Origin of the sequence: Vibrio sp. 1F169, from assembly GCF_041439605.1 — a bacterium.
GTDB classification, from domain to species: domain Bacteria; phylum Pseudomonadota; class Gammaproteobacteria; order Enterobacterales; family Vibrionaceae; genus Vibrio; species Vibrio tasmaniensis_A.
Genome location: NZ_JBGOOI010000008.1, coordinates 53,826 through 68,951, shown reverse-complemented (window position 1 = coordinate 68,951; position 15,126 = coordinate 53,826). Strand labels below are relative to the sequence as shown.

The following is a 15,126-nucleotide window of genomic DNA, read 5'->3' as shown; positions in this document are numbered from 1 at the left end:
CCATTCTAGCCTGTCATCCTGACTGGCGAATCTCATCCAGAGATTATCACTTCCTTGCTGACCACTCATCCTAAGTAATCAAATCTTCATCCTGAAGATACCTAGTCCATTAGGCTTTTTCCTGTTCCTGCCAACTCCCTGTCGACAAGTTAAATATTACGGTATTTGGGCAACTTTCCTAGACAGTCCCAAAAAACATTTCAGGTGAGAAATACGCCCACAAACACACAATCAAACAAAATCAATAACTTATGTAGCTTTTAAGACGATTTCATCGATTTAAAGTGACTTAGTCGCACACCACGTGTGAGAGATCTCGCACAAAGTGGGTATCACAAACGGAAATTCGACTTCTGACAGGATAATTACACAGCCAAAGCTAGAAAAAGCGTACGCTCACCCCCATGTATTTGTCATGATATTAAATAAGAGATTCATCGGATGAGCCAAGCTATCTGTCGACTGATTGCTGAAGAACTGAATGTTCGTTCAGAGCAAGTCACCGCCGCAGTCAACCTAATTGACGACGGTAACACCGTTCCCTTTATTGCCCGCTACCGTAAAGAAGTCACGGGTGGCTTAGACGATACCCAACTACGTAACCTTGATAGTCGCCTTTCATACCTTCGCGAACTCGACGATCGTCGCCAAACGATCCTGAAATCGATTCAAGACCAAGGCAAGCTCACGCCAGAACTGGAGCGTGATATCACTCAAGCCGACAGTAAGACTCGCCTAGAAGATCTATACCTGCCATACAAACCAAAGCGTCGTACCAAAGGTCAAATCGCGATTGAAGCAGGCTTAGAGCCACTTGCCGATACACTTTGGAATGAACCACAGCACGATCCTGAAACCGAAGCCGCTAACTTCATCAGCAGCGATAAAGGCATTGCTGATACTAAAGCCGCGCTAGATGGTGCACGTGCAATCGTGATGGAACGTATTGCAGAAGACGCAAACCTACTTGAAAAGATTCGCCAACATCTAACACGCAACTCTGAGCTCGTTTCACGTGTTGTGGCAGGCAAAGAGCAAGCTGGCGAGAAATTCAAAGACTATTTCGAACACAACGAAACACTCAACAAAGTGCCTTCTCACCGTGCCCTTGCCATGTTGCGCGGCCGTAATGAAGGCTTCTTAACGTTGGCAATGAATGCTGATCCTGAACAAGAAGAAAGTGTACGCGGTTCATACTGCGAAAACATCATCTCTGATCACTACGGTATTACCCTAAGCAGCGCTCCTGCGGATGCATGGCGTAAACAAGTGATTAGCTGGGCATGGCGTATCAAGGTTTCTATGCACATGGAAACTGAGCTTATGGGCGCGATGAAAGAACGCGGTGAAATCGAAGCGATTGAGGTGTTCGCAACCAACCTTAAAGACTTGTTGATGGCTGCGCCTGCTGGCCCTCGAGCAACTTTGGGCTTGGATCCGGGTTTACGTACCGGTTCAAAAATCGCAGTTGTAGATTCAACCGGTAAGGTTCTGGCAACAGAGACCATTTACCCTCACCCACCACAGAAGCAATACGACAAATCTGCGCACGTTGTTGAGCAGATGGTTCGTCAGTTCAACGTTGACCTGATTGCGATTGGTAATGGTACGGCTTCACGCGAAACCGACAGCTTCGTGGCTGATGTGATTAAGCGTGGCAACCTAACAGCACAGAAAATCATTGTTAGCGAAGCGGGCGCATCGGTTTATTCTGCTTCTGAGCTAGCGGCAAAAGAATTCCCGAATATGGATGTCTCGATTCGTGGTGCGGTGTCTATTGCGCGTCGTCTACAAGACCCACTAGCAGAGCTTGTGAAGATTGACCCTAAATCGATCGGTGTGGGCCAATACCAACACGATGTGAGCCAAACCATGCTTGCTAAGCGCCTAGACGCGATTGTCGAAGACTGTGTAAACGCCGTTGGTGTTGATGTGAATACCGCTTCTGCAGCGCTTCTGACTCGTGTCGCTGGTCTTTCTAGCACCATCGCTCAAAATATCGTCGACTTCCGTGATGAGAATGGTCGTTTCGAAGCGCGTACTACCTTGAAAAAAGTCGCTCGTTTAGGGCCAAAAGCCTTTGAACAGTGTGCTGGCTTCCTGCGTATCATGGATGGTAAGAACCCGCTAGATGCATCATCGGTTCACCCAGAAGCTTACCCATTGGTGAAAACCATCGCCGAGAAAAACCACAAAGACATCAAATCTCTGGTAGGTAACACAGACTTCTTACGTGGCTTACATGCGGTTGATTACACTAATGAGAATTTTGGTGTACCGACAGTAACCGACATCATCAAAGAGCTGGATAAACCGGGGCGAGATCCTCGTCCTGAGTTCAAGACGGCAACATTCGCCGATGGCGTAAATAGCATGTCTGACTTAGAACCCGGTATGATCTTAGAAGGCGTGGTTTCAAACGTGGCTAACTTCGGTGCGTTCGTCGATATTGGTGTTCACCAAGACGGCTTGGTACACATTTCAGCACTGACCGATCGCTTTGTCTCTGACCCACGAGAAGTGGTGAAAGCGGGTGATATCGTGAAAGTGAAGGTGATGGAAGTGGATGTTCAGCGTAAACGTATCGCACTAAGTATGCGTATGAAAGATGAACCAGGCCAAGACAACCGAGCGCAACGTTCAAGTGCGCCTCGTACGCAAAGCCGACCAAATCAAAACTCACAAGGTGGACAACGCCGTCGTGAGGAGCCGCAACAAAACGCTGCGATGGGCGGTGCTTTCGCAGCTGCCTTCGCTAAAGCGAAAAAGTAATCCGTTAGCTCGTCTGCAAAACGGATGTGCTTAAAACAGAAAACCTGCATCCCTTAGGGTATGCAGGTTTTTTTATTATGTGTTCAAAAAAGACATCGAAGCTTGGTTGTATTCTTCGTGCTTATACTCAAAATAATTGGAGTTGCAGCTAGGCAACCTTTTCCCTACAAAGGAATGAAGTTCATCCCTATGAGCATAGAGGTTCTATGTGATTAGGGTGAACTTACGCAGTTAACAACGCAGCAGCTTCAAGTATGAAGAGTATAACTATAATACGACTAACATCTCTGACGGAGCATGAGGCGCAACAGCATGACCATAATGATATTTTATGACCTTACGTCGTTTCTCCATCTGTCCCTCCTGAATCGCCGCATCTAAAACATGCTTTGGCAGGCGGAAACGCATGGTATAGCCCTTTCCTTGATCAGCACTGTATGTTCTCAGAGCCAATAAGCTGAACAGCCTGTCAAAAGGATCTTGTGGCTTTTCATGGCTAACCGAATTGGCCTCTGACTCGTTCTCCATTTCATAACCTGGATGGTCTGAAGGATCCCAAGCCGACTGCTGCCTTCGTTTATCGTCTGATTTTACCTTACGCTCTGCATTGGTTCTCGCCAATGCTACTGCGGGAGCAACAGGTTCTCGGACTCTATTATCACGCGCAACTTGCTCTGTTTGCACATTAACGGACGGGGCGATTAGTGGCACACTTACTGCAGTTGCAGGTGACACAATCATCGCGAACTCTCCTCAAGAATCGCCCATCACTGTTGCCATAACGCTGTCGTACTGAGTCAGCACAACAGGCATAGCCCAACTTACCGCAATCAACTCATGAGAGAGTTAGGTCTGAGTATCATGCAATGCCTTGGTGTTATACCAATCGTAGTAAATAACTGCTCATCCTAGCTTGTTAAAATGCTCGATAACGGCGTTAGAACTTTTGACTGTAGAATAACTACTTATCAAAATTACTTGTCAAAAAAAAGCAGCCTTGTTTTCAAGCCTTTTTCCTACGCTATTTTCGAACACTTACTTACTGTGATTGGTATTAGGTTATATATCGACCAATCCGGCAATAAATTTAGTGATTATTTTTGCGCGAAGCTAACTAATTCACTGCAAAAGGCATCGGCTTCTGTCATAAACGGCGCATGTGAAGACTGCGTGAATATATATTGCTCGGTATGAGGCAGCGCTCTACCCAGATCTTTTGCTACCTTGATTGGCACCAATCCATCCAGTCGCCCGTATAAACGCAGCATAGGCACTGAAATCTCCGGCAGTTGTTCACGCAAGTCAACATCAGACAGCATCTTTAAGCCGGCCAATAAAGAATCAGGATTCGGAAGCGGACGAGACAGTACCGCTTGCTTGAGTTGTTTTACATCTTGCCTTGCAGAAGGGCTGCCCATGGCTTGCAGTGCCATAAAGCGTTCGATAGTGGTTTGGAAATCTTCAACCAGCTGTTCGGTAAATGCGCTTAATACGTTTGGCTGAATGCCTCGCCATAACACGGGTTCTTTTGCAGCGGCGAATTTAGGAGAACTGGCAACAGTCACCAATTTGCTTACGTAATCTGAGTGATGCAAAGCCATGTGTGTTGCGACCAAGCCACCCAGTGACCAACCGACCCAAATAGCCTGCTTTGGAGCTTCGGCCAACAATTGCTGAGCTATCTCTTCAAGATCTTGAGCGTGGCAATGAGAACTGTGTCCATACCCAGGAAGGTCAACAACATGCACTCGAAAATCAGCTTCTAACGCATCAACGGTTTGTTGCCATACCGCACCGTTCATTCCCCAGCCGTGAACCAACACTAAATCAGGCCCTTGCCCAGAAACATGCCAATATAACGTGTCACTCATTCTCGATATTCCCTACTTTTTCCATCAGCGATAATCCGCGCTTTTCAGTATTGTGAGTAAAAGGAACACCATAACCCAAAAGCATCACGAGCTATGTTATCCGATTGGCTACAAAAACACACACCACGTCTGGTCGCACCTCAATGCGACCTGTGCAAGCTAGATAAGCTTCCCGACGACGCACACCCTCGATGGTGCAATTCTTGTTTCAAACTCTTTGAGCCAGTTCCTCGCTGCCAACGATGTGGTTTAAAAACGCTGCTCACAGTAGAGCAGTGCGGGCAATGTTTATCACAGCCTCCACCTTGGCATCGTCTCTATTGTGTTGGGGACTACACCTTTCCAACAGCACGTTACATTCAGCAAATGAAGTACGCCGATAAGTTTTGGTTTGCACGCGATCTGTCAAAGCTATTGGCTTCACGTATCGAACATCCAGCTTCGATGCTCACCAGTGTCCCTCTGCATTGGCGTCGATATATTCACCGTGGCTTTAATCAAAGTCAGCTGCTCGCTAATTACACAGCTCAAGAACTTGGCGTTAAAGATGAGGTGCTGTTCTGTCGAATTCGCTCAACAGCTTCTCAGCAAGGGCTAACTAAATCCGCACGATTGCACAATCTAAAGAGTGCTTTTACGCTTCGAAAACAAGACTTTCAAGGAAACATCCCCTCTCACGTCGCGATAATTGATGATGTTGTAACCACCGGCAGTACTGTGTATCAATTATGCCAATTACTACTTGAAGTAGGTGTGAAAAGGATTGATATTTACTGCATCTGCCGCACTCCTGAACCCTCTGGATAGAAGCTGTGAATCGCTACTTGTACAGCAATCCAACAAAAAAGGGCTGAATTACAAGTCTGACAGGAGTAGAATGGCGCTAATAACCTACAAATCTACTCAGGTATTCGTCGTGTCAAATATTACTATTACAGAAACAGCTCAAACTCACTTTGCCAATCTGCTGTCACAGCAGCCTGAAGGTACAAACATTCGTGTGTTCGTGGTAAACCCAGGCACACAAAACGCTGAGTGTGGTGTTTCTTACTGCCCAACAGATGCTATCGAAGCGTCTGATACAAAACTGTCTTTCGAAGCATTCTCTGCATATGTAGATGAGTTAAGCCTGCCATTCCTAGACGAAGCTGAGATTGACTTCGTGACTGACAAAATGGGCTCTCAACTAACGCTTAAAGCACCAAACGCTAAAATGCGTAAAGTATCAGACGACGCAACTCTGATAGAGCGTGTTGAGTATGCAATCCAAACCCAAGTGAACCCACAGCTTGCTGGCCACGGCGGTCACGTTAGCCTAGTAGAGATCACTGAAGAAGGTGCTGCTATCGTTGCATTCGGCGGTGGTTGTAACGGTTGTTCTATGGTTGATGTAACGCTAAAAGAAGGCATCGAGAAAGAACTTCTTCAACAATTCGAAGGTGAATTGACAGCCGTTCGTGATGCAACTGAACACGATCGCGGTGAGCACTCTTACTACTAATCATGTTTACTACTAGGCACTTTACAACTAAGTGCTCCTACAACTAAGCACTCATACAGTCTTAGCCAGTAGATAGTTAAAGATTCAATGAAAAGGTTGATGCGCAAGCATCAACCTTTTTTTGTGTTTAAAACAGCGAAAGCACTCCTCAACCGTATATTTCCCGTTCAATACCAATAATGGTGAGGCGTTACCATTTGCAGTAAGGTATTCAAGTGATCGCAATCGGTTCCTGATCCAATAATTCTAGGATATGAAAGCTGGGATCTAGGAACTCACCGTCATTTCCCCTATATTAGAATGACTTTATAAGAAAGAATTCCAATGAGTTAAGGAGTGAGCGCAATGACAAAAAGGACCAAACCAGAAATTTTGGCTCAGCAAACTGTCGCTCAATCAAAACTGTTCTCTATCGAGTCTCTCGATTTACGCTTTTCAAACGGTGAAGAGCGCACTTACGAACGTATGAAGCCCAGCGGCCGAAACGCAGTCATGATGGTTCCGATTACTGAACAAGGCGATATTCTGTTAGTACGTGAATACGCTGCGGGTACAGAGCGCTATGAACTCGGCTTCCCAAAAGGTCTAATTGATCCAGGCGAACAACCAAATGAAGCCGCCGTTCGTGAACTAAAAGAAGAGATTGGCTTTGGTGCCAACAAGCTGACTCCTCTAAAAGAAGTGATCCTTGCACCCTCTTATTTCTCTAGCAAAATAACGCTGTTTATCGCAGAAGAGCTCTACCCAGAGAAACTAGAAGGTGATGAGCCAGAGCCACTCGACATTGTGCGCTGGCCACTTGCTCAAGCCGAGGAACTGTTAACGCATCTCGACTTCTGTGAGGCTCGCAGTATTACAGCTCTACTATTAGCCCTTCGTGTATTAAACAATAATTAGAACATTCAGGCTCGCTCGAAGAGTAAGAGAATATTTATGCCAATAACAAAAGATTTGTCTCACCTCCTCCCTCCAGTCATTGAGATCGCACGATCGGCTGGACAGCTCATCTTAGAAATCTATGAGAAAAAGGATTACGAAGAGTTCACCAAGAGTGATGACACACCCGTAACCAGTGCCGATCTTGCAGCACATAAGCTGATATTAAAAAAACTCAGTGAATTGACGCCTGATATTCCCGTATTATCCGAAGAAGACGCCGACATCAGCCTAGAGCAACGCTCTCAATGGGATCGTTACTGGTTGGTTGATCCGCTGGATGGTACGCAGGAGTTCATTGCAAGAAGTGGTGATTTCGCGACAATTATTGCCTTAATTGAGCATAACAAGCCGGTCATGGGCGTCGTGTACGCACCCGTTTCAGGTGTGAGTTATTACGCTTACAGTGGCAAAGGCGCTTGGAAAATTCCAGACCTTAATGACAGCGTTAAAATCAAAACGCATCGTCACGAGCTGCCAAACCAATCGATCGCGATGGCAATCAGTCGCCGCCAAGACATCAATCGAATCACTAATCGTATGAGCTCTGCTTGGAACTACGACTTAGTTCCTCTTGGCTCTGCTGCGCTTAAGGCATGTTTAGTCGCAGAAGGTGCTGTGGACTGTTATCTACGTATTGGACCAACCGGAGAGTGGGATACCGCAGCAACCCAGTGCATTGTTGAAGAAGCTGGCGGACGAATCTTAAGTACCCAGTTAGAGCCGCTTTCGTACAATGAAAGAGAGACGCTTGAGAACCCGAACTTCATTGTGCTTGGTGATGCTGACTTACCGTGGGCAGAAATCTTACAAGGTAAAGACTAGGCTTACTTGCTCTCTTTAACCGTCAGATATCCTCTAGATTCTCAGAACAAATAAAACGGGCACCTCACTGAGGTGCCCGTTTTATTTATATTTCGTCGTTTAGTAACCCTTAGCTATTTAGCTAAAAACGGCCTTGATAAGTAAATTGGTACTTACCTTGGCTGTCAGGGTTGCCCAACCACTTAAGCTGACTCTGCATCGCAGGTGGGAATTCAGCGCCCGGCTTAAACCATGCGGCCGAGGTGTAGCTTTGATTTGGCGTTACGCTCGCAGAAAACTCACTATCAACTTGAGCACTCTTCTGATTACCTTTCGCTGAAACAGTGCTGTTTTCACAACTGATGTCAGCAATCACAGGGCCAAAATCTAACGAGCCAACCGGAGAATCAACCGCAGCGCCAGACCAAGCAAGCGTACCTTCACCCGATTGGCACCAAGGTTGAGCATGAACCGCATGTTTGATAGTCAGTTCAACTTGTCCTGCAATAGACACTGGCACAGGTATCGCTGGCGCATACTTCATCACGTTACTAGCTGGCATTGATGCCACTAATTTTTCCGCGTAAGCACCGCTCATGCTATACCCGACAAGCCCTTTACCAGATAAGTTCATATCGCTGTTACGTCCAAAGCGAACCGCAAGTTCTGCTTTGGCTTGGAATAGCTTAGAGAACTGGAAGTCCCACTGCACTGAGCCGTAATTGACACGCTGCCACGCAATATTGTTAGCGCGACCTTGCCAAACCGTGCCCTCAACACCTTCAATGCTTAAACCACGTACAACGGGCGCATGCTTGAGAACAAAAGAAGCCGGCAAGTGCAGCAACAAACTTACCGAGAAAAAAACGATAAAGATGCTGCTAAATAACAAACCATACTTAAAAGATAAACCGCGTTTCACATTAACCTCATTTAAACTGTAGTCGGTTGACGTCAATAACCCCAAGGCTATCAGAGCGATCAATATCCATAAACTCAACCTCAACACCCTGCTTTTCTTTCAGGTATGTCAGCCAATCAACAAATTGATTAAATGGCAAAGGTTTAATCCACACTTGCAGCATCTCGCCACGTGGTTGCACTCGTATCAATTCAATCTTGAAGCGACGCATAGATGCGGGCACGGATTGATTCAGAGGCTGACTAGCACTAATGCCACCATTGCCCCTTAGTTCAACCACCTCATTGGCTTTATTGGTAACCCAAGCCAGCAGTTGCTTTTCACTTTGAATGCGACTCTGTGCCAGTTCAGCTCGCTGACTGAGGGGCTGTATTAGCCCCCAATAAATGATACCTACTACCAATAAAATTGAGCAACCAACGACTAATCGTTGCTCTCTTTGACTTATTGAAGTCCACCACGCTTGGAGTGGCTCAATTATATTTCTCATCACTGATCTCCTTGCGCAGTTACTGACGAGGCTTAAGGGTAAAACTACCAAATACGGCATCGCCATTACGGTTCAATGGCCCTTGTTCAACGGAAAACTTCTCTTCAAGTTTCACTTTAGCCGTCTCAAAATGTTGAAAATCAGCGCTTTTAGCTTGTAATCGAACTTCAGAGCGATTGCCATCATAGCGAATGCTTTCGACTTCGATCGATTTCACTTGTCCTAACGTTTCTGGCAGCAATGCTAACCAACCAAGTAAGGAGTCACCATCGCCTGAGCCACCGTATTTCTTAGCTTCATCATTCATCTGACGCTTAAGGTAGCTTACTGTAGGAATTCGTTGTTTGCCTGGCAGAACGGCTCTAAAGATACGCTCACTCTCCATGCGATAGGCTTGTGCTTGTGCTTCGTATTGCTGCACCTTCAACACTTGTTGAGTCACAATCACGGCCACCAACAAGCAAGCAGCGATCGCCACCTTCTGCCATACACGCCAATATTTACTGAAAGAAGATTTGGTTTTAAAGGTGCCCGTCAGTAAATTTACGCCGCTGGTGATCGCTTGTTGGCTCAATAAGGACATCACCAATTCCGCAGGCTTTGCTTGCCATTCCATACCGCTTTGCTGCTGTACATCGTCGCTCGGCATTGCGGTATAGCTGAAGATAGTCGTAGATTGGTCTTCGTCGTCAGCCACAACCCAATCACTTTGCAAAAACATCGCTAACCATGCTTCGCTGATTGATACGGCTTGATAGTTACCTTGACGTTGAGAGTGACCTTGACGTAATAGCCAATGCTGATCGATTTGCAATGCACTGATGCCTTGATCTTCAACAGGCACGGCTAGTGTATCTGGTAGCACCTTACGGAAAATAATATTGACTTTGCGAAACTGGTCTAAAGCTTGTTTTAACCATTCGCGATCTACACCACACACAGTAGCGTGCGTTGCATCTTTATCTAAAATGGTTAGATGTAAGTCTTCGATATCTTGTGCCACTTCGTCTTCTAACAAAAATGGCAGCATAGAGTCGAACTGGCGAGCAGCACCTTTCGGAATTTCAACACGCTTAATTAAGCACTCATTTCCCGGCAATAAAGCGATACAGCTACGCTTTTCAGCGTAAGGCGTTAACTCATCAAGCTGATCCCAGCTAGACAGCTCACCACTTGCTATCACTTCTTGTTGGCTTGTCGACCAAACCAACCACTGCACTGGGCTTTGTGGTTCGCTACTCAGTCGAACGGTCAGAAACTCGCTCACGGATTCCTCCAAAACGACGGCGTACTACCGTCACTGTTTCTCTATTACTACTATAGAAAAGCGTTCGTATACGTACACGAGACTGCTCAACTAATACCTCTGCATCTAGCTCAAAATAGGCGCTATCTACAGTTAAATATGCTTTCGCTTGTTTGCTGACTTCTGCACTCACACCAACAATAGCAGGCTCAGCCATAAACGCATCCACCGAATCCCAGCCATCAAATGGGCGCTTGTCTATCAGCTGTTTGGCGTCCGATTCACTTAGACCGGGTGCAAACATTGCTTCCAGTAAAGATGCCTGCTTTTCCGAGATGGTATTCACGTTTAATCGGAAATCATCAGTGGGCAAAGCGCAAATAAATGGATGTACCTTTTCCATTGCCTCACCAGAGACCTGATAAACGGCTCGCAGCTCCGATTCATCTGCTATTAAGCCATTCGCCGCCAAATAAGCTGGCTTCATCGCCTCATAAGTGCTGTCTTCTACACCCGTAGAAGAGGTGGCTCGAGTATCAGAGTCCAGAAATTCCCAACTTGAATTTGCGATAACCTCAGCCTGATAAGGCTCCACATCTTGGTTTTCCAGTAAGGTTTGCCAAACCTTCACTAAATAAGGGGTTTGGTTACTTGATGTCGTCGTAATCCCAGCGAGCGCATTAAGATTGAAACAAGCCTGCGCATCAACGATACGCCCTTTAACTTGGCCATAATCCAATGGGTATACCTGCTCTTCTAACGCCCATGGCTGGCTTAAGTTCACCGTATCACTATCTTTATAACTTTGCCTAATACCGTCTTGGACAAGCGCTTCTACACCAATGCTATACCAGTAAGCCTGTTGGTAATTCAGTTGATTGCCAACGCGCTTGAATTGCGTAAACAGACGTTCCGACATACTGCCAGCTATGGTTGCCATGATCGCCAAAAGCATCAGAATAATGATCAGCGCGACACCACGCTGCTTACGCCCCACAGCCGACCTTGTCAGTGCAGGCTTATTAGTTTGATGAATCATTATTCCCCTCATTACTGCCTGAAGAGTCACTGTTTGAAGAATCATCGACCTGATCTAAGGCGCCACTTGGTGTGAGATAAACACGTTCTATCTCACCGTAATCTTTCAGTGTCAGCTTAAGTCTCACCGCTTTAGGCAGTGATTTATCGGTTTGCCACTCTTTGCCCCAGCGGCTTCCGTCATAAAACTCGAACTCCAGGTTCTCAACATCATCAAGCAGAGGAGTAATCACACCTTGTTGGCCGGCAGGTGTATCGGGGTAACGCCACCATACACGCTCAAGCGTTTCCTCTTTTATGCGGTAGCCTACTTTGGTGACTTCTCCGCGAGGGAACTGCTGCTGTGGGTTGTGCCAACCAAGGCGAGTAAACATAATGCCAACACTGTCGGAATCCAGTAAATACTCTTTCATTAGGATCAGCTTAGATGATGCTTCTTCACCATTGGTACGAAATTGTCGTACCGCCATCTGGCGAAAATCATTATCTAAAATGACTAAACTGCGTTGCAGTTGATTTAAACGAGCACTGCGCTCAATAGAGAGTTCATTGCTTCGTTGGACCTGATTTACCACCTGATAAGCCGCCATGCTTAACGTGGAAAAGATGGCAATCGAGACCAAAACTTCGATTAAAGTAAAGCCTCTCCCTTTTGAAGATAGACCTTGTTTACGAGGCTCTCGCTTATTGGCGGACATGCTCTCGCTTGGCGACTTGCTCTTAGCTAACGACACGCTTTTAATTGACCACATAACTGCGCACCGTGACCACTGGAGACGCTTTCTTACTGGTTGCTGCACTCACATCAAACGCCTTTAATAAATTATCGCTGGTATCGATGGGAGTCACCTTCCAGAACCACTCTCTTCCCGCTAACTCTTGCGTGCCCTGCGCTTTTTTAAGCTTCTCAGGATGCAGCATGACTAAGGCCATCTGGTTATCAACAACCATCGCCGCGAAGGTTTTTTCTTCTAAATAACTGAGGGTATTAATGTGTTGGGTGACAGCACGAATCACACTGATCGCCGCCGTAGCGAAGATAGCGAGCGCAACTAATACTTCAAGCAGAGTCATTCCTCGAGAACCAAAAGGCATACCACGAGAACGATAAGGAGAACGGTTATTCCTCTTCATCTTCTTCTCCCGGCTCTAGCAGTCGAATCACACCATTATCCAACACCCGAATACGCCAACCATCTTGTATGGTGTCTCCGGTATTTGGATAAAACGATAATACAAATGGCGTCATTTCAGCACTCGACAAGATGTATATCTGAGGTGGCTTGGGCTTTTTTTCCTCTTCAAGATCCGCAAACATATCTTCATCAAACAAGCTTCCGGGATTGAACAAACGATCATCGTCTTCCCATGCGCCACCACCTAAAGTCAGTGACAACGCGAGTTCTTCCGGTAATTCAGTTGAAGAGGGGATTTTTTCAAATTCGACTTCTTGCCAACCTTCTGACTTCAGAGCCATCAGAACGTAAGTCGATTTCTTTTCATCGACACGAACGCCAAAATCCAAGCCACTCAAAATAGCCTCTTCATTGAGTAATTGAACTCGTTGATAAAAACTTTGAGCGTATTTTTTGGCGACATCTTTGCTATTGGTCGGAATAGTCGCGATCACCGCGACCGCCGTTACTGACAGTAATACCAACACCAAAAGAATCTCAATCAAGGTGAAACCTGGCTGTGTTTGCTGAGTTTTCACCTTGTAGACTCCATCTGTTTACGTCCTACCATCAATAACGTATCAAGCTCAATAACTTATCAAACAATAAGCCGAAGCTTATTGGAAATCCTGCATGTTCCAGTTACCGATATCCGCAGCGATACCTTCACCGCCTTCTTGGCCGTCAGCACCAAGCGTAAAGATATCGATAGTACCGTTATCACCTGGGCTTAGGTATTGATACTCATTGCCCCATGGGTCGTTAGGCAGACGCTTAATGTAGCCACCGTCACGGTAGTTACGAGGCTCTGGACTGCTTGGCTTAGAAACCAATCCATCAAGGCCTTGATCCGTTGTTGGGTAAACACTGTTATCCAGTTTGTACATATCTAGCGCGTTCTCTAGCGCCACGATATCCGTGATGGCTTTCTGTTGATCCGCCTTCTCTTTGTTACCCAAAAGGTTAGGAACAACAAAGCTGGCTAAAACACCAAGAATAACCACAACAACCATCACTTCCAATAGAGTAAAGCCTGACTGTTTTTTCATTTTATTTTTCATTATTTTCTCCAAATTACAGATAGCGAGCTGAAGGTAATAATGCCCTTCTTCTCGATAATCCAAAAACTAACGTCTGATGAGCAGTACGTTATCCACTCATTAAATTGTTCATTTCAAGCATCGGCATCAGTGTCGCCATCACGATAAACAGCACCAAACCGGCCATCAACGCGATAAGCGCTGGGGTGAAAATGCCTAACGCGATATTGACCGTCGACTCAAAGCTTTGGTCTTGGTTGTCTGCCGCTCTTGTCAGCATCTGTTCCAACTGACCACTCTGCTCACCACTGGCAATCATATGCAGCATCATCGGTGGAAAGAGTTTGGTTTGATCCAACGCTTTACGTAGGCTTGCGCCTTCTCTAACACTGTCTGAAGCCTGTAATACTTGTTGTTTCACATGTTGATTCGACATCACATCAACCGCGACCTTCATCCCTTCAAGGATTGGAATCGCACTCGAGGTACAAATTGAGAGTGTTCGTGCAAAACGAGAGGTATTGATCCCTTTCGCAATCTTGCCGATCAGCGGAATACTCAATAGTTTGCGATCCCAGTTCATGCGAACACCCGGCTTTTTTAGCGCGGTCTTAATCAACACAATCACACCAATGATCAACAACAGTAATTGGATGCCCCAATTCTGGATAAATTCACTCGATGCCAATAAAAATTGTGTCGACTGAGGAAGCTCTTGGCCCATTTGGATAATAGGCTCGACGATCTTAGGTACCACGGTTGCCAACAGGAACGAAACAATCGTCACCGCAAACACCACCAGAACCACAGGGTAGATCATCGCTTGTAGCAGCTTAGAGCGCATCTTCTGACGATTTTCTGCGTAATCGGCCAGTCGCTCCAATACCGCATCTAAGTGACCAGACTTCTCACCCGCCGCAACCATGGCCCTAAACAGTTCATCGAAGATGTGTGGATAATCAGACAAGCTATCCGCTAGCGAATAACCTTCTGTCACTTTAGATCGAACTGCCAGTAACATAGTTCGAATACGTGGCTTTTCAGACTGCTCAGCTACCGCTTTCAAGCACTCTTCTAGCGGCATACCTGATTGAACGAGCGTGGATATTTGACGAGTAATCAACGCAAGATCTGGCGTACTGATACCACGCTTAAAGCTGGTCGAAGGCTGAGTACCTTTCGCATTTTTCGCCTTAGCTTCGGTCATCTCAACCGGCATTAAACCTTGTTCTTTTAAACGTTGGCGAGCCTGACGAGCATTATCCGCTTCAATCGAACCCTTTTTGCTCTTACCTTTGGCATCCAGCGCTTTGTATTCAAATGCCGCCATA

Annotated in this window: 16 protein-coding genes; 5 read left to right on the top strand and 11 right to left on the bottom strand. The window is 46.1% G+C overall.

Translation table 11 applies throughout. The features are described from left to right. The first annotated feature begins 441 nt into the window (after positions 1-441). Positions 442-2,772, top strand: a complete 2,331-nt coding sequence (locus ACED53_RS05365; RefSeq protein WP_017099552.1) for a Tex family protein — start codon at positions 442-444, stop codon at positions 2,770-2,772. 267 nt (positions 2,773-3,039) lie between these two features. On the opposite strand, the gene ACED53_RS05360 is transcribed toward ACED53_RS05365, so the two are convergent. Together ACED53_RS05360 and bioH are read right to left on the bottom strand one after the other, a co-directional pair. Continuing rightward, positions 3,040-3,513, bottom strand: a complete 474-nt coding sequence (locus tag ACED53_RS05360) for a hypothetical protein (RefSeq protein ID WP_009848010.1) — start codon at positions 3,511-3,513, stop codon at positions 3,040-3,042. Between the two features lie 353 nt (positions 3,514-3,866). Then, the gene (gene bioH / locus ACED53_RS05355) at positions 3,867-4,643 is read right to left on the bottom strand and encodes a pimeloyl-ACP methyl ester esterase BioH (protein WP_009848011.1); all 777 of its coding nucleotides are present in this window, start codon (positions 4,641-4,643) and stop codon (positions 3,867-3,869) included. Between the two features lie 93 nt (positions 4,644-4,736). Between bioH and ACED53_RS05350 the strand changes: the two genes are divergently transcribed. From ACED53_RS05350 to cysQ, 4 genes are all read left to right on the top strand, one after another. After that, positions 4,737-5,450, top strand: coding sequence for a ComF family protein (locus ACED53_RS05350; protein WP_017099553.1), 714 nt, complete (start codon positions 4,737-4,739; stop codon positions 5,448-5,450). A 109-nt stretch (positions 5,451-5,559) separates the two neighbouring features. Further along, positions 5,560-6,144, top strand: coding sequence for a Fe-S biogenesis protein NfuA (nfuA, locus tag ACED53_RS05345; protein WP_009848013.1), 585 nt, complete (start codon positions 5,560-5,562; stop codon positions 6,142-6,144). Positions 6,145-6,489: 345 nt separating this feature from the next. Beyond that, complete coding sequence (gene nudE, locus ACED53_RS05340) at positions 6,490-7,041, top strand: ADP compounds hydrolase NudE (RefSeq protein WP_029225318.1); 552 nt, start codon at positions 6,490-6,492, stop codon at positions 7,039-7,041. A gap of 36 nt (positions 7,042-7,077) precedes the next feature. Then, complete coding sequence (gene cysQ, locus ACED53_RS05335; RefSeq protein ID WP_017099555.1) at positions 7,078-7,905, top strand: 3'(2'),5'-bisphosphate nucleotidase CysQ; 828 nt, start codon at positions 7,078-7,080, stop codon at positions 7,903-7,905. Between the two features lie 121 nt (positions 7,906-8,026). On the opposite strand, the gene ACED53_RS05330 is transcribed toward cysQ, so the two are convergent. From ACED53_RS05330 to gspF, 9 genes are all read right to left on the bottom strand, one after another. Further along, positions 8,027-8,806 carry a type II secretion system protein N gene (locus tag ACED53_RS05330; RefSeq protein WP_017099556.1) on the bottom strand — a complete coding sequence of 260 codons (780 nt, stop codon included), beginning with the start codon at positions 8,804-8,806 and terminating at the stop codon, positions 8,027-8,029. Between the two features lie 7 nt (positions 8,807-8,813). Further along, positions 8,814-9,296: a type II secretion system protein M gene (locus ACED53_RS05325; protein WP_009848017.1), complete on the bottom strand. Its 483-nt coding sequence runs from the start codon at positions 9,294-9,296 to the stop codon at positions 8,814-8,816. A gap of 19 nt (positions 9,297-9,315) precedes the next feature. After that, positions 9,316-10,563 (bottom strand): type II secretion system protein GspL, encoded by a 1,248-nt coding sequence (gene gspL / locus ACED53_RS05320; RefSeq protein WP_017099557.1) that lies wholly within the window; start codon positions 10,561-10,563, stop codon positions 9,316-9,318. Then, positions 10,532-11,581, bottom strand: a complete 1,050-nt coding sequence (gene gspK / locus ACED53_RS05315) for a type II secretion system minor pseudopilin GspK (protein ID WP_017099558.1) — start codon at positions 11,579-11,581, stop codon at positions 10,532-10,534. Before gspK ends, gspL begins: the two co-directional genes overlap by 32 nt. Then, entirely contained in the window at positions 11,565-12,332 is a 768-nt protein-coding gene (gspJ, locus tag ACED53_RS05310; protein ID WP_017099559.1) for a type II secretion system minor pseudopilin GspJ, read from the bottom strand. The genes gspK and gspJ overlap by 17 nt, the downstream gene beginning before the upstream one ends. Beyond that, entirely contained in the window at positions 12,319-12,714 is a 396-nt protein-coding gene (gene gspI / locus ACED53_RS05305) for a type II secretion system minor pseudopilin GspI (protein ID WP_017099560.1), read from the bottom strand. Before gspI ends, gspJ begins: the two co-directional genes overlap by 14 nt. Next, positions 12,701-13,294 (bottom strand): type II secretion system minor pseudopilin GspH, encoded by a 594-nt coding sequence (gene gspH / locus ACED53_RS05300; RefSeq protein WP_017099561.1) that lies wholly within the window; start codon positions 13,292-13,294, stop codon positions 12,701-12,703. The genes gspI and gspH overlap by 14 nt, the downstream gene beginning before the upstream one ends. Before the next feature lie 78 nt (positions 13,295-13,372). Beyond that, on the bottom strand, positions 13,373-13,816 hold the full coding sequence (gspG, locus tag ACED53_RS05295) for a type II secretion system major pseudopilin GspG (protein WP_009848023.1): 444 nt from the start codon (positions 13,814-13,816) through the stop codon (positions 13,373-13,375). 88 nt (positions 13,817-13,904) lie between these two features. After that, positions 13,905-15,125 carry a type II secretion system inner membrane protein GspF gene (gene gspF, locus ACED53_RS05290; RefSeq protein ID WP_017099562.1) on the bottom strand — a complete coding sequence of 407 codons (1,221 nt, stop codon included), beginning with the start codon at positions 15,123-15,125 and terminating at the stop codon, positions 13,905-13,907. Between the last annotated feature and the right edge of the window lies 1 nt (position 15,126).